Origin of the sequence: Aeromonas sp. Y293-4, from assembly GCF_027705905.1 — a bacterium.
Taxonomy (GTDB): domain Bacteria; phylum Pseudomonadota; class Gammaproteobacteria; order Enterobacterales; family Aeromonadaceae; genus Aeromonas; species Aeromonas veronii.
On sequence record NZ_JAPDCI010000004.1, the window covers coordinates 57,352 to 79,735 of the forward strand.

General features: G+C 59.1%; 18 protein-coding genes. 11 read left to right on the plus strand and 7 right to left on the minus strand.

The genetic code is table 11. The features are described from left to right. Positions 1-97: 97 nt before the first annotated feature. Positions 98-919: an alpha/beta fold hydrolase gene (locus OKC31_RS06020; RefSeq protein WP_270656507.1), complete on the plus strand. Its 822-nt coding sequence runs from the start codon at positions 98-100 to the stop codon at positions 917-919. A 62-nt stretch (positions 920-981) separates the two neighbouring features. Here OKC31_RS06020 and eno read toward each other — a convergent pair whose 3' ends face one another. The 5 genes from eno to rlmD all read right to left on the minus strand — a co-directional run bounded on the left by eno (position 982) and on the right by rlmD (position 8,790). Further along, positions 982-2,283 carry a phosphopyruvate hydratase gene (gene eno, locus OKC31_RS06025; protein WP_005335583.1) on the minus strand — a complete coding sequence of 434 codons (1,302 nt, stop codon included), beginning with the start codon at positions 2,281-2,283 and terminating at the stop codon, positions 982-984. Positions 2,284-2,372: 89 nt separating this feature from the next. Next, a complete protein-coding gene (pyrG, locus tag OKC31_RS06030) occupies positions 2,373-4,010 on the minus strand; it encodes a glutamine hydrolyzing CTP synthase (protein ID WP_005335584.1) in 1,638 nt (545 codons plus the stop codon). A 141-nt stretch (positions 4,011-4,151) separates the two neighbouring features. Continuing rightward, complete coding sequence (gene mazG, locus OKC31_RS06035) at positions 4,152-4,949, minus strand: nucleoside triphosphate pyrophosphohydrolase (RefSeq protein ID WP_270656510.1); 798 nt, start codon at positions 4,947-4,949, stop codon at positions 4,152-4,154. 73 nt (positions 4,950-5,022) lie between these two features. Then, a complete protein-coding gene (gene relA, locus OKC31_RS06040) occupies positions 5,023-7,236 on the minus strand; it encodes a GTP diphosphokinase (RefSeq protein WP_005335588.1) in 2,214 nt (737 codons plus the stop codon). A 231-nt stretch (positions 7,237-7,467) separates the two neighbouring features. Then, the gene (gene rlmD, locus OKC31_RS06045; RefSeq protein ID WP_069528883.1) at positions 7,468-8,790 is read right to left on the minus strand and encodes a 23S rRNA (uracil(1939)-C(5))-methyltransferase RlmD; all 1,323 of its coding nucleotides are present in this window, start codon (positions 8,788-8,790) and stop codon (positions 7,468-7,470) included. Between the two features lie 153 nt (positions 8,791-8,943). Here rlmD and barA point away from each other — a divergent pair, with 153 nt between their 5' ends. The 7 genes from barA (at position 8,944) to galE (ending at position 17,946) form a co-directional block, all read left to right on the plus strand. Next, positions 8,944-11,661 carry a two-component sensor histidine kinase BarA gene (gene barA, locus OKC31_RS06050; protein ID WP_270656512.1) on the plus strand — a complete coding sequence of 906 codons (2,718 nt, stop codon included), beginning with the start codon at positions 8,944-8,946 and terminating at the stop codon, positions 11,659-11,661. 89 nt (positions 11,662-11,750) lie between these two features. Next, the gene (locus OKC31_RS06055) at positions 11,751-12,230 is read left to right on the plus strand and encodes a DUF1456 family protein (RefSeq protein WP_005335594.1); all 480 of its coding nucleotides are present in this window, start codon (positions 11,751-11,753) and stop codon (positions 12,228-12,230) included. A 34-nt stretch (positions 12,231-12,264) separates the two neighbouring features. Continuing rightward, on the plus strand, positions 12,265-13,152 hold the full coding sequence (locus tag OKC31_RS06060) for an N-acetylmuramoyl-L-alanine amidase (RefSeq protein WP_270656514.1): 888 nt from the start codon (positions 12,265-12,267) through the stop codon (positions 13,150-13,152). A 155-nt stretch (positions 13,153-13,307) separates the two neighbouring features. Then, a complete protein-coding gene (locus tag OKC31_RS06065) occupies positions 13,308-13,775 on the plus strand; it encodes a Dps family protein (RefSeq protein ID WP_005362843.1) in 468 nt (155 codons plus the stop codon). 290 nt (positions 13,776-14,065) lie between these two features. Further along, positions 14,066-15,715: a hydroxylamine reductase gene (gene hcp, locus OKC31_RS06070; RefSeq protein ID WP_270656584.1), complete on the plus strand. Its 1,650-nt coding sequence runs from the start codon at positions 14,066-14,068 to the stop codon at positions 15,713-15,715. 111 nt (positions 15,716-15,826) lie between these two features. Next, positions 15,827-16,816, plus strand: a complete 990-nt coding sequence (locus tag OKC31_RS06075; RefSeq protein WP_270656516.1) for a hybrid-cluster NAD(P)-dependent oxidoreductase — start codon at positions 15,827-15,829, stop codon at positions 16,814-16,816. Positions 16,817-16,932: 116 nt separating this feature from the next. Further along, a complete protein-coding gene (gene galE / locus OKC31_RS06080) occupies positions 16,933-17,946 on the plus strand; it encodes a UDP-glucose 4-epimerase GalE (RefSeq protein WP_270656518.1) in 1,014 nt (337 codons plus the stop codon). A gap of 69 nt (positions 17,947-18,015) precedes the next feature. Here the strand turns inward: galE and OKC31_RS06085 are convergent, their stop codons facing one another. Further along, positions 18,016-18,717 carry a phosphatase PAP2 family protein gene (locus OKC31_RS06085; protein WP_270656519.1) on the minus strand — a complete coding sequence of 234 codons (702 nt, stop codon included), beginning with the start codon at positions 18,715-18,717 and terminating at the stop codon, positions 18,016-18,018. 259 nt (positions 18,718-18,976) lie between these two features. On the opposite strand from OKC31_RS06085, the gene mpl reads away from it, so the two are divergent. Both mpl and OKC31_RS06095 read left to right on the plus strand, forming a co-directional pair. Then, positions 18,977-20,347: a UDP-N-acetylmuramate:L-alanyl-gamma-D-glutamyl-meso-diaminopimelate ligase gene (gene mpl / locus OKC31_RS06090; RefSeq protein WP_270656521.1), complete on the plus strand. Its 1,371-nt coding sequence runs from the start codon at positions 18,977-18,979 to the stop codon at positions 20,345-20,347. Beyond that, positions 20,344-20,955 carry a flavin prenyltransferase UbiX gene (locus OKC31_RS06095; protein ID WP_101529620.1) on the plus strand — a complete coding sequence of 204 codons (612 nt, stop codon included), beginning with the start codon at positions 20,344-20,346 and terminating at the stop codon, positions 20,953-20,955. The genes mpl and OKC31_RS06095 overlap by 4 nt, the downstream gene beginning before the upstream one ends. A gap of 72 nt (positions 20,956-21,027) precedes the next feature. Here the strand turns inward: OKC31_RS06095 and OKC31_RS06100 are convergent, their stop codons facing one another. Next, positions 21,028-21,642 carry a TetR/AcrR family transcriptional regulator gene (locus tag OKC31_RS06100; protein ID WP_042079938.1) on the minus strand — a complete coding sequence of 205 codons (615 nt, stop codon included), beginning with the start codon at positions 21,640-21,642 and terminating at the stop codon, positions 21,028-21,030. Between the two features lie 201 nt (positions 21,643-21,843). On the opposite strand from OKC31_RS06100, the gene hpt reads away from it, so the two are divergent. After that, on the plus strand, positions 21,844-22,374 hold the full coding sequence (gene hpt / locus OKC31_RS06105; RefSeq protein ID WP_005362861.1) for a hypoxanthine phosphoribosyltransferase: 531 nt from the start codon (positions 21,844-21,846) through the stop codon (positions 22,372-22,374). Positions 22,375-22,384: the final 10 nt, after the last annotated feature.

Sequence of the window (22,384 nt, forward strand, 5' to 3'; positions counted from 1 at the left end):
ATAGTGGCTAGCGCCAGCCTGAATGCGCCTACTTACCGGCCACAGGGCGCTTGTCATATACTCTTGTGCTCTTATGACACGCCGGGGAGGCGTTGATATGCAATCACAGACTCACACCTTTATCGTCAATGACAGCCCGCTGCCCTGCCTGCAGGCCGGTTCGGGCGAGCCGCTGTTGCTGATCCATGGCGCACTAGCCAACCATACCCTCTGGCTCGAACATATCGAGCAGCTCTCACGTCACTACACCGTCTATGCTCCCACCCTGCGCCACTTTGGCGAGGCGGGCAAAAACGGGCCTTTTGGTCTGGAGACTCACGCCAGTGATCTGCTTGCTCTGCTTGAACAATTGCCGTGCAGGCCAGTGCATCTGGCGGGCTGGTCATACGGGGCGGATGTTGCCCTGACCGCTGCCCTGATGGCTCCGGAGCAATTCATAAGCCTCTATCTGGTGGAGCCAGGCTGCCCGGGTGCCCTCGATGAACAGGGGATCGCTGCCTTTATGACCGATGCAGGTGCCATGTTTGGTCCCGTGTTTGGCCAGGTTGGGGAAGGCTTGCTGCAAGAGGCCGTAGCGACCCTGATCGATGGTTCGGGTGGTTATGCAGGCTATTTTGCTGCACAACCGCTCAAGTGGCAGCAGGCGCAGTTGGCAGAAGCCGATAGCCTGCCCAAACAATTGAGCCAGAGCGAGCGGCCAGATTGGTCACCCGGGCGCCTTGCCATGCTCAACATGCCCACCTGCATCGTGCAGGGCGCAGATACCAGAGCGCTGTTTGCGCTGGTCTGCGAGGCTATTGGCAACGCCATTCCCGCCTGCGATCGCTTGCAGGTGCCGCACGTAGGGCACCTCTACCCCATCGAGCAGCCCGCGCTGTTTGTGCAGCATCTGCAACGCTGGCTTGAACAGCAGGCATAAAAAAACCGGAACCCAAGGGTTCCGGTTTTTTTCATTCCAGCCGAGGCTGGCAAACCAGCAAATTAAGCCTGGTTTTTAACTTCTTTCAGACCGCGGAAAGGAGCTTTGGCACCCAGAGCTTCTTCGATACGGATCAGCTGGTTGTACTTGGCAACACGGTCAGAACGGCTCATGGAACCGGTCTTGATCTGGCCAGCAGCGGTACCAACAGCCAGGTCGGCGATGGTCGCGTCTTCGGTCTCACCGGAACGGTGGGAGATGACGGCAGTGTAGCCAGCGTCTTTGGCCATCTTGATGGCAGCCAGAGTTTCGGTCAGGGAACCGATCTGGTTGAACTTGATCAGGATGGAGTTGGCGATGCCGTTGTCGATACCGCGCTTCAGGATCTTGGTGTTGGTTACGAACAGGTCGTCACCAACGATCTGGATTTTCTTGCCCAGTTCAGCAGTCTGGTAGGCGAAACCTTCCCAGTCAGATTCGTCCAGGCCATCTTCGATGGAGACGATCGGGAACTTGGTGGTCAGGTCAGCCAGGAAGTCGGAGAAACCGTTGGAGGTGAAGACACGACCTTCACCTTTCAGGTTGTACTCTTTCTTCTCTGCGTCGTAGAACTCGGAAGCTGCGCAGTCCATAGCCAGGGTGATGTCGGTGCCCAGTTTGTAACCGGCAGCGGCAACGGCTTCAGCGATAACTTCCAGCGCTTCGGCGTTGGATTTCAGGTTCGGAGCGAAACCACCTTCGTCACCAACTGCAGTGTTGTAGCCCTTGGACTTCAGCACTTTGGCCAGGTTGTGGAACACTTCTGCGCCCATGCGAACGGCTTCTTTCAGGGTCTTGGCGCCAACCGGCTGGATCATGAACTCCTGGATGTCGACGTTGTTGTCGGCGTGCTCACCACCGTTGATGATGTTCATCATTGGCAGCGGCATGGAGTAAACACCCGGGGTGCCGTTCAGCTCGGCGATGTGGGCGTACAGCGGCATGCCTTTGGCAGCAGCGGCAGCTTTGGCGTTAGCCAGGGAAACAGCCAGGATGGCGTTGGCGCCGAACTTGGATTTGTTCTCGGTACCGTCGAGGTCGATCATGATCTGGTCAACGGTGGCCTGGTCCTTGGCATCTTTACCCAGCAGAGCTTGAGCGATCGGGCCGTTTACGGCTTCGATGGCTTTCAGCACGCCTTTACCCAGGAAACGGCTCTTGTCGCCGTCACGCAGTTCCAGCGCTTCGCGGGAACCGGTGGACGCGCCAGACGGAGCGGCTGCCATACCAACAAAACCACCTTCCAGGTGAACTTCGGCCTCAACGGTCGGGTTACCACGGGAGTCGATGATTTCACGACCGATCACTTTAACGATCTTGGACATGTGTATTTCCTCAGGTTTCGTAAAAAAACAACAAAAATATGCCAAAAAAAGCGGCTGTGGCACAGTGCCCCAACCGCATTTATTTTCAATTACTTCAAATTACGCTTCTGATACTCGCCTGCCGCCTTCACAAAACCGGCGAACAGAGCGTGGCCATCACGAGGAGTAGAGGTGAACTCCGGGTGGAACTGCGCAGCCACGAACCAGGGGTGATCCGGGATCTCGATGATTTCCACCAACTTCTTGTCGGCGGAGAGACCGGTCACTTTCAGACCTGCCGCTTCAATCTGCGGCAGCAGCTTGTTGTTTACTTCGTAACGGTGACGGTGACGCTCGTAAATGGTCGGGCTGCCGTACATCTGACGCACTTTGGAATCTTCGACCAAGTGGCAGAGCTGGGAACCCAGACGCATGGTACCGCCCAGATCGGACTTCTCGGTACGGGTCTCGACGTTGCCCTCTTCATCCACCCACTCGGTGATGAGGCCAACGACCGGATAGGCGCAATCTTTCTTGAATTCGGAGGAGTGAGCCCCTTCCATGCCCGCCACGTTGCGAGCGAATTCGATCATGGCAACCTGCATGCCGAGGCAGATACCCAGGTAGGGGATCTTGTTCTCGCGGGCATACTGGGCAGCCAGAATTTTGCCTTCCACACCGCGCTCACCGAAGCCACCCGGCACCAGGATCGCGTCCAGACCTTCCAGCAGCTCGGCGCCACGGGTCTCGATATCCTGAGAGTCGATGTACTTGATGTTGACGGAGTGACGGGTCTTGAGACCACCGTGCTTGAGCGCCTCGTTGACGGACTTGTAAGCGTCCGGCAGGGAGACGTACTTGCCGACCATACCGATGGTCACTTCACCAGTCGGGTTGGCCTCTTCGTAGATAACCTGTTCCCACTCGGACAAATCAGCCTCTTTGCACTCCAGACCGAAACGCTCGGTGAAGTAGGAGTCCAGATTCTGGGACTTGAGCAGTGCCGGGATCTTGTAGATGGAGTCGACGTCTTTCATGGAGATGACGGCGCGCTCGGGCACGTTGCAGAACAGGGCAATTTTGGCGCGCTCGTTGGCCGGAATGGCACGGTCAGAGCGGCAGATCAGCACATCCGGCTGGATACCGATGGAGAGCAGCTCTTTGACGGAGTGCTGGGTCGGCTTGGTCTTCACTTCACCGGCAGCGGCCAGGTAAGGAACCAGCGTCAGGTGCATGAACATGGCGTTGTTGCGGCCCACTTCAGCAGCCAGCTGACGAATGGCTTCGAGGAACGGCAGGGACTCGATGTCACCTACGGTACCGCCCACTTCGACGATGGCAACCTGATGGCCTTCGGCACCGGCAATCACCCGCTCTTTGATGGCGTTGGTGATGTGCGGGATAACCTGAATGGTGGCGCCCAGATAGTCACCACGACGCTCTTTACGCAGTACGTCGGCGTAGATACGGCCGGTGGTAAAGTTGTTGCGACGGGTCATCTTGGTGCGGATGAAACGCTCGTAGTGGCCCAAATCCAGATCGGTTTCGGCCCCGTCCTCGGTTACGAACACTTCACCATGCTGGGTCGGGCTCATGGTGCCCGGATCCACGTTGATGTACGGGTCCAGTTTCATGATGGTCACATCCAGACCACGGGCTTCCAGAATGGCTGCCAGAGAAGCTGCGGCAATGCCTTTGCCGAGGGATGAAACAACGCCACCAGTAACAAAAATATATTTGGTCGTCATGCTGAACCTGAAAGAAGTTTAGGGAATTTTAAGGGGTGCTTCGGGGATGAAGCAGGACGGGGAAACAGTATACCAAAAACCCCTCTCCCAAACAATGAGCAAAAATCTATCAGGCTCACCGCCCCCCCATCTTGCGCCAAATCAACTTTGCTCGGTTTCCTTCGCCTTATCCCAGGCGGCATCGAGCTTTTCGAGGGTGCAATCGGTCATTTTCAAGCCTTCTGCGGCGATTATCTGCTCAACCTGACGAAAACGACGTTCGAACTTGGCGTTGGCGCCTCGCAGTACCTGCTCCGGATCCTTGCCCAGATGACGCACCAGATTGACGGTGGCAAACAACAAGTCGCCGAGCTCGTCGCTCACCCGCGCCTCGTCCACATCGGCCATCAATGCCTCTTCCATCACCTCGTCGATCTCTTCGTGGATCTTGTCCACCACAGGCCCCAACGTCTTCCAGTCAAAGCCGACGGTGGCGCAGCGTTTCTGGATTTTGGCGGCGCGGGTCAGGGCAGGCAGCGCCTGCGGGATGTCGTCCAGCACGCTCTCTTTGTCGAGGGCCGCCCGCTCTTTGGCTTTTTCTGCTTCCCAGTTCGCTTTTACCGCTTTCTCGTCGCCAAGGTCTGCATCGGAAAAAACGTGGGGATGACGGCGAATGAGCTTTTCACTCACCGTATCGACGATATCGGCGAAGTCGAACAAGCCCCGCTCTTTACCCAGCTGGGCGTAAAACACCACATGAAACAGCAGGTCGCCCAGCTCCCCTTTCAGCCCCTGCCAATCCTCGGTCTCGATGGCATCGGCCACCTCATAGGCCTCTTCCAGAGTGTGCGGCACTATGGTCTGGAAGTCCTGTTTCAGATCCCAGGGGCAGCCGTTTTGCGGATCGCGCAGGCGGGCCATGATATCGAGCAATTGAGAGAGGTCATAACGTTGGGACATGGGATATTCGCTTTCGATTCGTTCAAAAAGGGTCGTAAATGCAGACCGGCCACTGGGGCCGGTCGGTTCAATATCAAAGCCGCTTGGCGCTGATCACGTCGTTAAGCTGACTGAGCTTGGCCAACGCCCGGTTGAAGGCATTGATGTTGTAAATCTCCAGCTCCATGTCGATCTCCGCGGTCTGCTCGCGCACGTTGGAACGTGAGCGCACCCCCATCACATTGATCTTCTCGTTGGCCAGCACGGTAGTGATATCGCGCAGCAGGCCGGAACGATCGTTGGAGATGATCCGGATGGTGAGGCCGTAACCGCCGGAGTAGTTCTCCCCCCACACCGCATCGATCAGCCGCTCCGGGTTGCGACGGGAAAGCTCTTTCAACTGCTCGCAATCTTCCCGGTGGATCGAAACGCCACGCCCCATGGTGATAAAGCCCTGAATGGAGTCCCCAGGGATCGGCTGACAGCAGCGGGCAATATGGGTCATCAGGTTGCCGACCCCTTCCACCACTATGTGGTCTTTGGGCTTGTGGCGCATCGGCGCATTGGCCTTCTGCTCCAGCTTCTCCAGCAGGCGGCGATCTTCCTCTTCCGCCGTCGGCTTGTTGTAACAGGTGTCGAGATAGTTGAGCACCTGGTTGATGCGGATATCGCCGCTGCCGATACCGGCCAGCAGATCGTCGGTGCTCTCCAGATTGAATCGCCGCAGCATGTTGCCCTTGTCGATCTTGGACATGCTGAGGTTGTGGCGATCCAGCTCCTTCTCGAACAGCTCGCGACCGGCCACGATATTCTTGTCCCGATCCAGTTTTCTGAACCAGGTCGCCACCTTGGCCCGCGCCCGGCTGGAACGCAGGAAGCCTGCGTTGGGGTTCATCCAGTCGCGGCTCGGGTTCGGCTCTTTCTGGGTGATCACCTCCACCTGATCGCCGGTCTGCAGCGCATAGGTGAACGGCACGATGCGGCCGTCAATCTTGGCGCCGATGCAGCGGTGACCGATCATGCTGTGGACGTGATAGGCAAAATCAAGCGGGGTTGCGCCCGCCGGCAGGTCGATGACATCCCCTTTCGGGGTGAAGACGTAGACTCTGTCCTCGAACACCTGACTGCGCAGATCTTCCAGCAGGGAGCCGCTCTCGGAGAGATCCTCCTGCCAGGCGAGCAGCTTGCGCAGCCACTCGATCTTGTCTTCGAAGGTGTTGGCCTTGCCGCCAGCCTGTGCCCCTTCCTTGTAGCGCCAGTGCGCCGCGACGCCGAGCTCGGCATCCTGATGCATCTGGTCGGTACGGATCTGGATCTCGACCGTCTTGCCCTCAGGCCCCACCACTACGGTGTGGATCGACTGATAGCCGTTGGGTTTGGGGTTGGCGACATAGTCGTCAAACTCGCGAGGAATGTGGTGGAACTGGGTGTGCACGATACCGAGCGCCGCATAGCAATCCTGCAGCCGCTTGGTCACTACCCGCACCGCGCGCACGTCGAACAACTCGTTGAATTCGAGGTGCTTCTTCTGCATCTTGCGCCAGATGCTGTAGATGTGTTTCGGCCGACCGTACACCTCGGCGTCAACCCCCGCCTCTTTCAGCCCATTACGCAGGGATTGCACAAACTCGCGGATGTAGCGCTCGCGATCGAGCCGCTTCTCGTCGAGCTGCTTGGCGATCTGTTTGTAGGTATCCGGGTGCAGGTAACGGAAGGCGAGATCTTCCAGCTCCCACTTGAGCTGGCCGATACCCAGACGGTTGGCGAGCGGTGCATAGATATTGGTGATCTCCTGGGCCATCAGCACCCGGGTCTCTTCATCTGCCGTCTTCGCTTCCCGCAGGCAGGCGATCCGCTCCGCCAGCTTGATCACCACGGCGCGCACATCCTCGACCATGGCGAGCAACATGCGACGCACGTTGTCGACCTGCTCCGGCGAGGTTTCGCTGCGATGGAGGGTTTGCAGGGAGCGGATGGCCTCCATCTCCAGCACCCCTTCCACCAGCTTGGCGATCTTGGAGCCGAAATCCTCGTCCATCCGCTCCTGGCTGATGAGACCGGCTTCGACGAAGGGGTAGATAATGGCCGCTTTGAGGGTACCAATATCCATGCTGAGCATCTGCAGGATGCCCACCATTTCGATGCCGCGTACCAGCAGCTTGCTGGTCAGCGCCTCGTCACCGAGCGTCAGACAATACTGGTAGACGGTTCGCAGCTGATCCTTTTCACTGTCACTCAAGGAGAGCGAGCTGACCCACTCTTCCAGGGTGAAGTTGTCTTTCAAATGAATATCGCGAACCGCAACCATGGTATCAATCCTTTAAATTATCGGGCCGAAAGCTGTCACTTTCTCCCCTCATGAGATTGCCTCAAATGGGGATATCCAGCGCACTTTTCAAGGCATATTGTCCAGAAAGACAATAGAGCGCGCCAACAGGCCCTGCCGAACGACGAGGGTCTAGATTACCCCAATCACACCAGCTCAAACAGCCGCAGACATGCCGGATTACATATCCGCATCGCCGAACTGATGAGTCATTTACTCCCGTTCAAACAGCGCCATGGACTCCAGATGACCGGTGTGAGGGAACATGTCGAGCATGCCGAGGCGCACCAGACGGTAACCCCCTTTCACCAGTACCTGACTGTCCCGCGCCAGGGTGACCGGGTTACAGGAGACGTAGACCACCCGCTTGGGTGAAAGTTTCACGACGTGTCCCATCACTTCCAGCGCGCCGGGGCGAGCCGGATCCAGCAGCACCAGATCAAACCCTTCCCGCGCCCAGGACATGCCGACTATGTCATCGCTCAGGTCGGCTTTGTAGAAACGGGCATTGGTGATGCCATTGCGACGGGCGTTCTCTTCGGCCCGCTGCACCATGGCCAGTTCACCTTCCACACCCACCACTTCGCGAGCCTGACGGGCCAGCGGTAGGGTGAAGTTGCCGATACCGCAGAAGAGATCGAGCACCTTGTCATCCTTGCTCGCCCCGAGCCATGTCAGCGCCTGCTCAACCATGCTCTGGTTGATGGGGCCGTTGACCTGAATGAAATCACCGGGAGCAAATGCAAGAGACAGGCCATCCAGCGAGTAGGATGGGGAAAATTGTTGCTGCAGCGCTTCGATGCGATCATCCGCCGCCTGCAGATAGAGGTCGATCCCCTGCGCTTTTGCAAACTCCACCAGCAGGGCGCGATCCGCCTCATTGGGGCGGCCGGTGTGGCGCAGCAGCATCATGATCCCCTGCTCGGCCTGGATTAGCTCCGCATGGCCGAGCTCGCGCTGGCTCTTGAGGCGATTGAGGCATTCACGCAGCGGGGCAATCAGCGCAGAGAGCGGCTCGGCCAGTACCGGGCACCCTTCGATTTCCACCAGATCGTTGCTGTTGCGACGGCGGAAACCAACCCGGGTGCAGCGACCGTTTTTGTCAAATTTGATGGCCAGACGACAGACCCGGCGGTAGGCACGATCTTCACCGGTCAGTACCGGCTCCAGCGCCGGCGCCTTGATGTTGCCCAACCGCTCGAACAGGCTGACCAGTCCGGCCGCCTTGGCCGCTTGCTGATCGGCAACCGACATGTGCTGGGCACTGCAACCGCCGCACTCGCGATAGTGGCTGCAAAAGGGGGCGATACGATTGGCCGCCGGGGTCACCACCTGTTGCAAGGCGGCGTGACCATACTGCTTTTTCTCTTCGGTGATGCGTGCCTTGACGGTCTCGCCGGGCAGTGCCCCTTCGACAAAGATCGCCTTGCCCTGATGGCGACCAATACCGACGCAGTGGTGATCGAGGGTGTCTATCGTAAATTCAATGCGTTGGAGCTGAGTGGACTTCTTTTGGGGCTTGAAAAACTGGGCCATAAAACTTGGTGCCTATAGGTGGCTATGTCATGATTGTGGAATCTGCTGCCGGGTATTGTCCCACAAGAATAATAGTATGACCAAATACGGCCACAGAGCCCGTGTATTGCCATCAACCCTATCGCCAACCCTGTTCACTGGTGGCCTGTTCGTATGACCAAATATGGCCTGAGAGCACGCGTTCTCGCCTTCACCATCCTGCCAACCCTGATCATCGGTGGCCTGATGGCCGGTTACTTCACCTTCCACCGCTACCAGCAGCTGGAAAACAACCTCATTGATCAGGGGATCAACATTATCGAACCGCTGGCGATCGCCAGTGAATACGGGATGACCCAGCACAGCCGAGAATCCCTCAAGCGGCTGATTGGCCTGACCCATCGCAAGAACTCCCCCTTCATCAAGTCCATCGCGGTTTTCACCCAGGACAACCAGCTGTTCGTCACCTCGAACTACCACCGGGATTTCACCCGGCTCAGGCTGCCCGATGGCGAGCCAATTCCGGATCTGACCAGCGTGACGTTTCAGGGGGATGACATCATTTTGCGCACCCCGATCCAGGCTGAAACCAGTCTGGATGGCTTCCCGCTGCCCAGCGATGTGGAGCCCCCGATGATCGGCTACATCTCGATGCAGATGGCGACCGACAGGGCCATGCTGCTGCAGTACCGCGACACCTTCTTTGCGGTGATCATGGTGCTCATCGGGGTCGCCTTCAGTACCCTGTTTGGCTTCCGGCTGGTCAAGAGCGTGACCCAACCCATCACCAACATGGTGCAGGCGGTGCACAAGATCAGGGAGGGGCGGCTCGATACCCGGGTCAGCGGCCAACTCACCGGCGAGCTGGATATGCTGAAAAACGGCATCAACGCCATGGCCAAGGCGCTCTCCGAATATCACGAAGAGATGCAGCAGAATATCGATCAGGCTACGTCTGACCTGCGCGAAACCCTCGAGCAGATAGAGATCCAGAACGTCGAGCTCGACATGGCCAAGAAGCGGGCGCAGGAGGCGGCGCGGGTCAAGTCGGAGTTTCTGGCCAACATGTCCCACGAGCTTCGTACACCGCTCAACGGGGTCATCGGTTTTACCCGCCAGCTGCTGAAAACCAGCCTGACCCCGAGCCAGACCGACTACATGCAGACCATCGAGAAATCGGCGCGCAACCTGCTTGGCATCATCAACGACATCCTCGACTTCTCTAAGCTGGAAGCGGGCAAGCTGCAGCTGGAGCATATCCCGTTCAGCCTGCGCGACACCCTCAACGAGACCATGCACCTGCTCGGCCCCAGCGCCCACGACAAGCAGCTGGAGCTCTCCCTGCGGGTGGATGCCGATGTGCCGGATTACCTCACCGGCGACCCCATGCGTCTGCAACAGGTGCTGACCAACCTCACCGGCAACGCCATCAAGTTCACCGAACAGGGCAACGTGGATGTCCATATCGAGCAGACCGGCAGTGGCAACCACAAGGTGAGGCTCAACGTCCAGATCCGCGATACCGGCATCGGCATCTCCCAGGAGCAGCAACATCAGCTGTTCCAGGCCTTCAATCAGGCCGACTCCTCCATCTCCCGCCGTTATGGCGGCACGGGCCTGGGCCTCGTCATCACCCAGAAGCTGGTGCAGCAGATGGGCGGCCAGATCCGCTTTGAATCGGAGCTCGGCAAGGGCTCTATCTTCTCGTTCAGTCTGGATGTGGAGGTCTCCCCCCTGCCCCAGACCGATCAACTGCCGCTGGATCGGATCCGTGGCAAACGGCTCTGGCTGCTGGAGCCGGATCCCTTCGCTCAAGCCTCTCTGCTCGCCCTGCTGGCGGAGTGGCACCTCGACGCACACCCACTGACCAGCGATGATCCCTGGCCCGAGATGAGCGAGCAGGAGATGGTGATCATCGGCAGCAGCCCCCTGCATACGCCGCAGCAGGTGATCGGCCGTCTCGACAGACTGAACGGCCAGCAGCAGAACACCATAGTGCTGCTCAGCAGCCACGAGCCGGCGCTCTATGAAGCGATGCTGGCCCATGGCGCCCAGCACTGTCTCTCCAAACCGGTCAACCACCGCAAGCTGCTGCACGCCCTGCTCTCGCCGGAATCGAGCCGCCAGAAGCTGCCCGCCCAGCCTGCGCCGCGCCAGTTGCAGCCCATCAAGGTGCTGGCGGTGGATGACAACGCCGCCAACCTCAAGCTGATCGCCGCCATGCTCAAGGAGATGGTGAGTCAGGTGGTGGTGTGCAAAAACGGCAAGGAGGCGGTCAAGCAGGCACAGAGCCAGCCGTTCGACATCATCTTCATGGATATCCAGATGCCGATCATGGATGGCATCAGTGCCACCCAGGCGATCCGCAACCAGTCCCTCAACACCACCACCCCGATCGTGGCGGTGACTGCCCACGCCATTCCCGGAGAGCGAGAGCGGCTGATCCGGCAGGGGATGGACGACTACCTGGCCAAGCCCATCGACGAGAGCATGCTGGCCCAGCTCATCACCGACTTTGCCCATCGCCGCCACCAGAATAATGGTGCCCAACAGATCGACTGGGCACTGGCGGTGCGGCAAGCGGCAGGGAAAGAGCATCTCGCCAGAGAGATGCTGACCATGCTGCTGGCCAGTTTTGACGAGGTCGAGCCGGTGCTGGATAGCGCACTGGCGGGCGAAATTGAAGATAGCGAGGTGCTGGCCCAGCTCCATCGCCTCAACGGCGGCTGTGCCTATTCCGGGGTACCGGGACTGCAACGGTTGCTCTCCCAGCTGGAGCAACAGCTGCGTGACGGCGTGCCGGTCAGCGAGCTGGAACCCGAGCTGCTGGAGCTGCAAGATGCGCTGGAACTGGTGCGCCAGGAGGCGCCCCGCTATCTCGGCAAAGCTTGATGAGCTTGACCTGAACTGTATCGGCCCCTGCTTTTTCTGACGCGAGGGCTGCCAGATGGTAAAGTTGCGCCGTTTACACAGGAGTCAGCATGACCAACAACGATATTCTGCGCCGTCTGCGCTACGCCCTCACCATCAGCAACGACCAGATGGTCGAGATGTTTGCCAAGGGCAACCTGACAGTCACTCACGCCCAGCTGCACAGCTGGTTGATGAAAGAGGCGGCGGAAGGTGAAGAGCAAGAGGCAGGCTATGTCGCCTGTCCCGACTCGGCTCTGAGCCAGTTCCTCGACGGTTTCATCATCGCCCGCCGCGGCGTGCGGGAAGATGCACCGGCCCAGGTGATCCCGAACCGGATCAACAACAACATGATCTTGCGCAAGCTGCGCATCGGTCTCAACTTCAAGGAAGAGGATATGCTCGGCACCCTCAAGCTAGCCGACTTCAACCTCTCCAAGTCCGAGCTCAGTGCCCTGTTCCGCTCCAAGGATCACAAGCACTATCAGGATTGCGGGGATCAGATCCTGCGCAACTTCCTGATCGGTCTCACGGCCAAATACCGCGGCTAACCAGCCGCGCGACTGACCAGACAGGGCCTTCGACATGTGCCAGCGACTCACTCCTCCCACGCTCAGCAGACTGGCTGTGGCAGGGGGATGGCGCTGGCGCTGTCTTCTTCCCCTCTTCTTTCTGCCACTGGTTCTGCTGCTGGGTGGTTGTACTTCGTCCGAATACCAGCTCTCTACCCGCTATCAGAGCGCCAACCAGAATGAGCGGATCGCCTTTCTGATCCTTCACTACACCGACGAAGACGATGCCAATTCCTTGCGCCTGCTGACCGAGCCGGAGCACAAGGTGAGCGCCCACTACCTGATCCCCCGCGACAGCCACGAGACCCCGCTACCGGTCTATCAGCTGGTGCCGGACAGCGCGCGCGCCTGGCATGCCGGACGCAGCCGTTGGCACCAATATGCCGGGCTCAATGCCAGCTCCCTTGGCATCGAGATCGTCAACCTCGGCTATCCAGCGGAAGATGAGCCGCTGGCCCCCGATGCCCGCCGCTGGCAACCCTATACCCCGCAGCAGATTGCCGCCGTCGGCGCCCTCAGCCGGGAGCTGGCCGCCCGCTACCAGATTCCACCGACCCAGGTGCTGGGCCACAGTGATGTCGCCCCCGAGCGCAAGCAGGATCCCGGTCCCCACTTCCCCTGGCGCCAACTCTATCTGACGTACGGAGTCGGCGCTTGGCCAGATGAAGGTCGGGTGGCCGAGTTACTGGCCAGCCCCTTGCCCGATTGGGATGCAGCCATGTGGCAACAGCAACTGGCCCGCTATGGCTATGGCCTGCCCCAGACTGGCCAGTGGGATGAGCAGAGCCGCGCCGTCATGGGCGCCTTTCAGCTCCACTTTCGCGCCAGCAGGGTCGATAGCAAACCGGACCGCGAGTGTCAGGCCATCCTGATGGCGCTGCTCGAAAAATACTTCCCCTAATACTCATCCATTGCCCCTGTTGCTGCGTACTGTTTGATAGCCTTTAGCTATCAAACAGTTAGGCACAAGCAATTGTCCCTGCATTTTGCAAGGCGTTACTCTGACTGCGTTCCGAAAGAGAATTTAAAACCGATTTCCAAATCTGGAGGTGAATGATGAAAAGCCCGATTGGTCTTGATACTGCTCAATCACAAGCCCTGGCAGCCGAGTTGAACAAATTGCTGGCCAGCTACCAGATCCTCTACATGAACGTGCGCGGCTTCCACTGGAATATCCGTGGTAACCAGTTCTTCGAACTGCACCTGAAATTTGAAGAGATTTACAACGACCTGCTGCTGAAAGTCGATGCGTTGGCCGAGCGGATCCTGACCCTGGATGGCGTGCCGATGCACAGCTTCAGTGACTACCTGAAAGTCTCTGCCATCCCGGAGCAAAAAGGGCTGCACGATGGCCGCGCCTGTGTCGAATCCCTGCTGGATAGCTTCCGCGAACTGCTGGTTGCCCAGCGCCGTATTCTGGGCCAGGCCGCCGAAGCCGGTGATGAGGGCACGGCCTCCATCCTCTCCGACTATGTGCAGCAGCAGGAAAAACTGGTCTGGATGCTGCGCGCTTATCTGGCCTGATAGTGAACCAAGCCGACTACAGCGTACGTATGCTGGCTTGAGTAAGTACCGGGCCGAAAGCTCCTGACCAGACCACGGCCCAATCCGTCTGATTGTTATGTTCTGTTGCAAACCTGAGTTGTCTCTCCTTTTATCCACCCGCTTGCCGCCCTGTTTGGGCGGCTTTTTTTTGTTTTTGATCTGCATCAAGGGAACCTTAATTGGCAAATTGAATGCCTATTAAGTTTTTCGCGAGAGGAATAGAATCACCACAAAACAGACAACTGAAATGTCCAATTAGGAGAGGCATGATGTTTTGTGTGCAATGTGAACAGACAATTCGTACCCCGGCAGGCAACGGCTGTGCCTACGCACAAGGTATGTGCGGCAAGACGGCGGAAACCTCGGATCTGCAGGATGTGCTGATCTACACCCTGCAGGGGCTCAGCGCCTGGGCGCTGGCCGCCCGCGAGCAGGGCATCATAGATCGCGAGATCGATGCCTTCGTGCCCAAGGCCTTCTTCGCCACCCTCACCAACGTCAACTTCGACTCGAATCGCATCGTGGCCTACGTCAATCAGGCCCTCGCTTATCGCCAGCAGCTGGCCGATCGTCTGGCCGCCATGGCGGTGCAGGTGAACGACTTGCCACAGTCCGCTTATTTCGAGCCCGGTGCCGAGCTGCTGGAACAACTTGCCCATGCCGCGCCAGCCTCCCCCAATCGGGGCAAGAACGAGGTGAACGAAGACATCATGGGGCTGCGTCTGCTCTGCCTCTACGGCCTCAAGGGCGCCGCCGCCTACATGGAGCACGCCCGGGTGCTGGCTCAGCAGAGTGACGAGGTGGCCGCCGAATTCCACCGCATCATGAGCTGGCTCAGCACAGACCCGAGCGAAATGGGTCGGCTGTTCAGCTGTGCCATGGAGATCGGTCAGCTCAACTTCAAAATCATGGAGATGCTGGATCTCGGTGAAACCAGCGCCTTCGGCCATCCGGAGCCGACCCGGGTCAGAGTCACCCCCATCCCCGGCAAGTGCATTCTGGTCTCCGGCCACGACATGATGGATCTCAAGCTCATTCTGGAGCAGACCAAGGGGACCGGCATTCATGTCTACACCCACGGCGAGATGCTGCCCGCGCTGGCCTACCCCTTCTTCAAGCAGTACCCCCATCTGGTGGGTAACTACGGCTCCGCCTGGCAAAACCAGCAGAAGGAGTTTGCCAACTTCCCGGGCGCCGTGGTGATGACCTCCAACTGCATCATCGACCCGAATGTGGGCAACTACTCGGATCGCATCTTCACCCGCTCCATCGTCGGCTGGCCGGGCGTCACTCATCTAGAGGGGGATGATTTCTCCGCCGTGATCGCCAAGGCCCAAGCGCTGGAAGGCTTCAAGCACACCGAGCTCGAGCACTTCATCACCATCGGCTTTGCCCGCAACGCCCTGATGCAGGCCGCACCCGCGGTGATCGAGAAGGTCAAAGCCGGAGAGATCAGCCACTTCTTCCTGGTGGGTGGCTGTGATGGCGACAAGGCCGAGCGCGCCTACTTCACCGAGTTTGCCAAGGCGGCGCCGCGTGACAGCCTGCTGCTCACCCTGGGCTGCGGCAAGTACAAGTTCAACAAGCTCGACTTTGGCGACATCGGCGGCATTCCGCGTCTGCTGGACGTGGGTCAGTGCAACGATGCCTACTCCGCCATTCAGTTGGCGCTGGCACTCTCCGAGGCGTTCGAGTGCGGGGTCAACGATCTGCCGCTGACGCTGGTGCTCTCCTGGTTCGAGCAAAAAGCCATCGTTATTCTGCTCACCCTGCTCTCCCTCGGGGTGAAGGACATTCGTACCGGCCCGACCGCCCCCGCCTTCCTCACCCCGGCTCTGCTCAAGGTGCTGGAAGAGCAGTTCGGTCTGAAAGGGACCACCACGGCCGAGGCTGACTTGGCCGAGATCCTGGCGGCCTGATCGGCACCTCATGTTGTAAGCGTTTGGCGAGCCGCCCGGCTCGCCTTTTTTCTGGACCCGGCTTTTTCACCAGACGTTTTTCAACCCGCTTCAAACCTAAGGAGCCTTGTGATGACCTCTCTCACGCTCACCTGCATTGGCCGCCAACAGAACACCCATGACGTGGTGAGCTGGCAACTGGTGCCGCTTTCCGGCAGCCTTCCTCCCGTACTGGCTGGCCAGTGCATCACCCTGCACACCGAGATCGACGGCCAGCCGGTGTGCCGCGCCTATACCCTCTCCTCCAGCCCGCAGGATGCATGCTGGCAGGTCACCATCAAGGATGTGGGACGGGTCTCCCGCCATCTGCACCAGACCCTGCAAGTGGGAGACAAGATCCGGGTGGATGGTCCCTTTGGCGACTTCAACCTGACCACCTTGCCTTGCGAACGGCCACTGCTGCTCAGTGCCGGTTCCGGCATCACCCCCATGTGGGCAATGTTGCAGGACGAGCTGGCCAAACGGCCGGATGCCGATATCCGCTTTATTCACAGCGCCCGCTCGCCAGCAGATGTGATCTTCGCAGATGACTTGGCTGCATTGGCCGAAGCCCATCCCGGTGTACGGCATGCCCTGATACTGGAAGAGGCGCCAACGGCTCATCCCTGGGTGGGCCGACTCACCCCCGCCATGCTGGCCGAGCTGGCCCCGGATCTGCGCGAACGCCATGTCTATCTCTGCGGCCCAGCCCCCTATATGGCGGCGGTCAAAACCATGCTGACAGAGCTGGGACTGCCGCCGGAGCAGTTGCATCAGGAGTCTTTTGGCCTTCCTCCAGCAGAGCCTGCCACCACCACCAGCGACCACTTCTGGCTGACCCTGAAAAAGAGCGGCAAAAAGGTGAAGATCCTGCCGGGTCAGACCCTGCTGGCGGCTCTGGAAGCGGCGGGCGAAACCATGATGGCGGCTTGTCGCGCTGGGGTATGTGGCAGCTGTCGTTGCACCACCACAGGTGACATCGAGCGCCAGAGCGTGATGACCCTGAGTGCTCAGGATCTGGAGAGCGGCGTTGCTCTGGCCTGCTCCTGCACCGCGAAAGGGGATATCAGTCTCGATTATTGAGGCGTGGTGCAGGCTTTTGTGAGGTGCGGTGAAGGCGTCATCGGTATCCCAACCTTTTCCCAAGTAGACAGGGGCGCTAGACTCTGCCCCAGTTTCACCAGAACACGGGATAAAAAATGACAATACTGGTCACAGGGGGCGCTGGCTATATCGGCTCCCATACCTTGGTTGAACTCTTGAACGTCGGGCAGCAGGTCGTGGTACTCGACAACCTCTCCAACTCCTCACCGGAGTCACTCAAGCGGGTCGAGCAGATCACCGGCAAGCCGGTCACCTTCGTCGAAGGGGATGTGCTGGACAGAGCCTGCCTGCAGCAGCTGTTTGCCAACCACCAGATCGAATCGGTCATCCACTTCGCTGGCCTCAAGGCGGTCGGAGAGTCGAGCCAGATCCCGCTCACCTACTACCAGAACAACATCAGCGGCACTCTGGTGCTGTGCGAAGAGATGGCCAAGGCTGGCGTTTTCCGGCTGGTATTCAGCTCCTCGGCCACCGTCTATGGCGATCCCGCCTCGGTACCGCTGCGGGAAGATTTCCCCACCAGCGCCACCAACCCCTATGGTCGCTCCAAGCTGATGGTGGAGGAGATCCTGCGCGATCTCGCCAAATCCGATCCCCGCTGGGCTATCGTACTGCTGCGTTACTTCAACCCGGTCGGCGCCCACGAGAGCGGCCTGATTGGTGAAGATCCCAACGGCATCCCAAACAACCTGTTGCCCTATATCAGCCAGGTGGGTGTCGGCAAGCTCAAGGAGCTGGGGGTATTTGGCAACGACTACCCGACCCCGGATGGCACCGGCGTACGTGACTACATCCATGTGGTGGATCTCGCCATCGGCCACCTGAAAGCACTGGCGCGCATCAAGAGCGACACCGGCGTCTTCACCTACAACCTGGGCACAGGTCAGGGCTACTCGGTACTGGAGATGGTCAAGGCGTTTGAAGCGGCCAGCGGCCGACCCATTCCCTACCAGATCAAACCCCGTCGCCCGGGCGACATCGCCGAGTGCTGGGCAGAGCCAACGCTGGCCCGTGCCGAGCTGGGCTGGCAGGCAGAACGCGGTCTGGAGCAGATGATGGTCGATACCTGGCGCTGGCAAAGCAACAACCCGAACGGCTATCAAAGCTGATCTCTCGCGGGTGGATAACAAAACGCCCCGACATTTTCATGTCGGGGCGTTTTATTTTGCGACATTCAATCAGTGGGTCTGACTGCGCAGCAGCGGCACACGGGCCAATCGGGGGGCGATGCGGTTTATCAGCCGATCCGCCAGCGGGGTCAGCAGCAACCAGGGCAGACAGAGGGTCGCCAGCCCCAGCGCGCCGACGTAGACATCGGTAAACCAGTGAGCACCAGCCAGAATGCGCGGCGCGGAGAAGATCGGCACCATCAGCAATGCGGTGACTCCCGCCCAGCGCGGCAGATAGCGCAGGGCAAAACCGGCGAAGATCATCAGGAACAGGGCGTGATCCCCGGGGAAGCTATCACCGGAAGAGTCCTTGGTCGGAATACCGCTGATCTGGGTCACCCGCAGCGCATCGGCCACCATCAGGGTCGGGCTGGGTCGCTCCACCGGCAATCTGTGACCAAGCTGGTTGATCACCAGTGCACTTAGCAGCATCACTATGCCCATCGCCACCAGCTGGCGACGACCAGCAATATCACGGGCAAAGAAACAGCGAGCCAGGATCAATCCCATGCAGCCAAGCACCACCAGATCGAACAGCCGGTTGTTGGTGATGGCCACCAGATCGGCCCACAAAGGTGACTGCCCGAGCCAGCCGTTAACGGTGTGAAAAATCGCGAGATCCCACTGATCCCAGGGACCATGGGCGGGCAGCGCAGCCCAACTGATGGCCACCAGACCACCGACCAGATAGCAAAGCAGGAACTTGCCCATGAGGACTCTCCTTTGGAAAAGGGCGATATCGTAAAACTGTTGAGTGCGTCACAAAAACGAAGAATTGTAAGAAAGTGCGACACAAAATCAAGCCTCAAATAAAACCGAATGGTTTGCCCTCCTCTTTCATTGCTGTTCGGGCTACTGAGTTTTACTCCCAGCCCCCCGGTCTGTGGGCCTCTCACCATGAGTGCGGCTTGTGCCACTACCGCAACACACCCTAGAATGCGCACTTCCCTTTACTGCGAAAGGAAGCGGTATGCATATTCACATTCTCGGGATCTGCGGCACCTTTATGGGTGGTCTGGCGGTGTTGGCAAAACAGCTTGGTTACCGGGTGACCGGTTCAGACGCCAACGTCTATCCCCCCATGAGCACCCAGCTCGAGCAACAGGGCATCGAACTGACCGAAGGCTATGATCCTTCCCAGCTTGATCCGGCGCCGGATCTGGTGGTGATTGGCAACGCCATGAGCCGCGGTAACCCCTGTGTTGAATATGTGCTGGATCGCAATCAGCCCTACATCTCCGGCCCCCAGTGGCTGCTGGAGCACGTGCTGCAAGATCGCTGGGTACTGGCCGTTGCCGGCACCCACGGCAAAACCACCACCGCCAGCATGCTGGCCTGGGTGCTGGAGTACGCCAAGCTGGAGCCCGGTTTCCTTATTGGCGGCGTGCCGGGCAACTTCCCGGTCTCGGCCCGCCTCGGCTCTGCCCCCTTCTTCGTCATCGAAGCGGACGAGTATGACTGCGCCTTCTTCGACAAGCGCTCCAAGTTCGTCCACTACCACCCGCGCACCCTGGTGATGAACAACCTGGAGTTCGACCACGCCGATATCTTCCCGGATCTCGCCGCGATCCAGCGCCAGTTCCACCACCTGATGCGTACCGTGCCGAGCAACGGCCGGGTGCTGTTCCCGCAAGCGGATGACAACCTCACCGCCGTTCGCAAGATGGGCTGCTGGAGCGAAGTGGAGCTGGTGGGTCAGGATGACGCCAAGTGGAAAGCGGTCAAGCTGGCCAATGACGGCTCCGCCTTCGAGGTGTGGCTGGATGGCGAAAAACAGGGCGAGGTGCACTGGGAGTGTATCGGCGAGCACAACGTCAACAATGGTCTGATGGCCATCGCTGCCGCACGTCATGCTGGCGTGATGGTGGAGCATGGCATCGCGGCGCTCTGCCAGTTCAAATCCCCCAAGCGACGGATGGAGCTCAAGGGCGAGGTAGCTGGCATCAGTGTCTATGACGACTTTGCCCACCACCCCACCGCCATCGAGACCACCCTCGGCGGCCTGCGCGCCAAGGTAGGCGGCTCACGTATTCTGGCGGTGCTGGAGCCACGCTCCAACACCATGAAGCTGGGGGTTCACAAGGAGGAGCTGGCTGGCTGCTTCGATGGCGCCGACGAGGTGTTCTTCTTCCAACCCCCCAACATCGGCTGGGATCTCGGCGAGGTGACGGCCCATATGACCCGTCCGGCCAAGGTATTCAACGATCTGGAGACCCTGATCAATCGGCTGGTGGCCGAGAGCCGCGATGGCGACCATATTCTGATCATGAGCAACGGCGGCTTTGGCGGCATTCATGACAAGCTGATCGCCCGCCTCAAGGATTACCACGGCGAACTATGAACAAAACGATCACCCTGGCGCTGACCGGTGCCTCCGGCGCCCCCTACGCCCTGCGCCTGCTCCAGTGTCTGGTGCAGGCGGACTATCGGGTCTATCTGCTCGCCTCCTCGGCAGCTCGTGTGGTGCTTAAAACCGAGCAGCAGCAGGATTGGCCGGGCTCGCCGAAAGAGCTCTCTGCCTATCTTTGTCGCCAATATGGCGCCAAGGAGGGGCAGATTGTCGCCTGCGGCAAGGAGGAGTGGTTCTCGCCGGTCGCCTCCGGTTCGGCCGCGCCCAAACAGATGGTGGTCTGCCCCTGCTCTATGGGCACCGTCTCGGCCATTGCCAACGGCACCTCCGACAACCTGCTGGAACGGGCGGCGGATGTGGTAATCAAGGAGCGCGGCCAACTGATCCTGGTGCCCCGCGAAACCCCCTTCTCGGCGATCCATCTGGAGAACATGCTGAAACTGGCACGGCTCGGGGTGACCATCATGCCCGCTGCCCCCGGTTTCTATCATGAGCCGAAAAGCATCGCCGATCTGGTGGACTTTATGGTCGCCCGCATCCTCGATCATCTGGGTGTCGAGCATGAGTTGACCCACCGCTGGGGCTATGGCCACCACTGAGCGGACCGCCATATCCGGCCATAAAAAAACGGCGCCACTCAATGAGTGACGCCGTTTTTTCGTTAAGCCGTGTTAGCGAGCCTGAATTGGCGCCGTCACGTACTTGAACAGGAAATCAGTCACCTCTTGGCGCGCCGGGCGCTGAGGTTGATTGATCATCTGCATCATCACATAGCCAAAACCGGTCAAAGAGCGGGCCAGATCCTGTGCTGACAGCACGCTGGTGATCTCCCCTGCATCCATGGCGGTTTGCAGCTCGCTGGCGATCAGCTCAAGGCAGTGATCGAGCAGCCGGGTATAGCGGGGCCATACCTCTTCCCGAACCGATGAGCTCCACTCCAGCCAGATACCGGCATAATCCGGTTGATCGTAGGCGGCATCGACAGAGAGGCGTACATGACGCTGGATCTTGTCGAAAATGGAGCCCTGGTCACCGTATGCCTGCGACAGCATCTGGTTCACAAAGCGTTCGATCTCGGCCAGCACCTCATCTACCAACTCCTCGCGGGTGTTGAAATAGTTGAAGACGGTAGCCACAGAGACCTTGGCCTGTTCGGCTATCTCGGCGTGACCTGCACGGCCAATGCCGCGACGGGAGAACACCTCGATGGCACATTCCATCAATTGGGAGCGACGAGCTTCCGGCGACAGCCGGGTACGACGTCTTATTTCTGCGCGTGGTTCCATAGTTTTTATCATCTAATAGTTATTGATTATGGTGTTTATAGTATTTTAACTAATCATGCCTGAGTGCCTGCTAACTCTATCAATTAAAATAAGCCGATAAAAGCACCACGTATCTCTAGCACCCTTCAACATGAGTGGTAGAATCATCGGTTTTGATATTCATGAACGGCCAAATCCCCTTTGGCCTTATGGGAGTAAGTGATGAAACACACCGTCGAGGTGATGATCTCCGAGGCTGAAGTAGCCGCCCGGATCGCCAAATTGGGTGAAGAGATCACCGCCCGCTATCAGGGTTCTGACGAAGTCGTGATGATTGCGTTGCTGCGCGGTTCCTGCATCTTCCTGGCCGACCTCTGCCGCCAGTGCAAGCTGCCCATCACCCTGGACTTCATGACCGCCTCCAGCTACGGCTCCGGCATGCACAGCACCCGTGACGTCCGCATCCTCAAAGACCTGGACGATGACATCAAGGGCAAGGATGTGGTGATCGTGGAAGACATCATCGACACCGGTTACACCCTCAACAAGGTGCGCGAGATCCTCTCCCTGCGCGAGCCGAAATCCCTGGCCATCTGCACCCTGCTGGACAAACCCTCCCGCCGCGAAGTGCAGGTGCCGGTCGACTGGATTGGCTTCGCTATTCCGGACGAATTCGTGGTCGGCTGTGGCATCGACTACGCCCAGAAGTACCGCAACCTGCCGTTTATCGGCAAAGTGGTACCCCAGGAGTAAGCCAGGTTCA

Coding starts and splice junctions, on each gene's coding strand:
- OKC31_RS06020 (WP_270656507.1), top strand. CDS start 98: ATGCAATCACAGACTCACACCTTTATCGTCAATGACAGCCCGCTGCCC.
- eno (WP_005335583.1), bottom strand. CDS start 2,283: ATGTCCAAGATCGTTAAAGTGATCGGTCGTGAAATCATCGACTCCCGT.
- pyrG (WP_005335584.1), bottom strand. CDS start 4,010: ATGACGACCAAATATATTTTTGTTACTGGTGGCGTTGTTTCATCCCTC.
- mazG (WP_270656510.1), bottom strand. CDS start 4,949: ATGTCCCAACGTTATGACCTCTCTCAATTGCTCGATATCATGGCCCGC.
- relA (WP_005335588.1), bottom strand. CDS start 7,236: ATGGTTGCGGTTCGCGATATTCATTTGAAAGACAACTTCACCCTGGAA.
- rlmD (WP_069528883.1), bottom strand. CDS start 8,790: ATGGCCCAGTTTTTCAAGCCCCAAAAGAAGTCCACTCAGCTCCAACGC.
- barA (WP_270656512.1), top strand. CDS start 8,944: ATGACCAAATATGGCCTGAGAGCACGCGTTCTCGCCTTCACCATCCTG.
- OKC31_RS06055 (WP_005335594.1), top strand. CDS start 11,751: ATGACCAACAACGATATTCTGCGCCGTCTGCGCTACGCCCTCACCATC.
- OKC31_RS06060 (WP_270656514.1), top strand. CDS start 12,265: ATGTGCCAGCGACTCACTCCTCCCACGCTCAGCAGACTGGCTGTGGCA.
- OKC31_RS06065 (WP_005362843.1), top strand. CDS start 13,308: ATGAAAAGCCCGATTGGTCTTGATACTGCTCAATCACAAGCCCTGGCA.
- hcp (WP_270656584.1), top strand. CDS start 14,066: ATGTTTTGTGTGCAATGTGAACAGACAATTCGTACCCCGGCAGGCAAC.
- OKC31_RS06075 (WP_270656516.1), top strand. CDS start 15,827: ATGACCTCTCTCACGCTCACCTGCATTGGCCGCCAACAGAACACCCAT.
- galE (WP_270656518.1), top strand. CDS start 16,933: ATGACAATACTGGTCACAGGGGGCGCTGGCTATATCGGCTCCCATACC.
- OKC31_RS06085 (WP_270656519.1), bottom strand. CDS start 18,717: ATGGGCAAGTTCCTGCTTTGCTATCTGGTCGGTGGTCTGGTGGCCATC.
- mpl (WP_270656521.1), top strand. CDS start 18,977: ATGCATATTCACATTCTCGGGATCTGCGGCACCTTTATGGGTGGTCTG.
- OKC31_RS06095 (WP_101529620.1), top strand. CDS start 20,344: ATGAACAAAACGATCACCCTGGCGCTGACCGGTGCCTCCGGCGCCCCC.
- OKC31_RS06100 (WP_042079938.1), bottom strand. CDS start 21,642: ATGGAACCACGCGCAGAAATAAGACGTCGTACCCGGCTGTCGCCGGAA.
- hpt (WP_005362861.1), top strand. CDS start 21,844: ATGAAACACACCGTCGAGGTGATGATCTCCGAGGCTGAAGTAGCCGCC.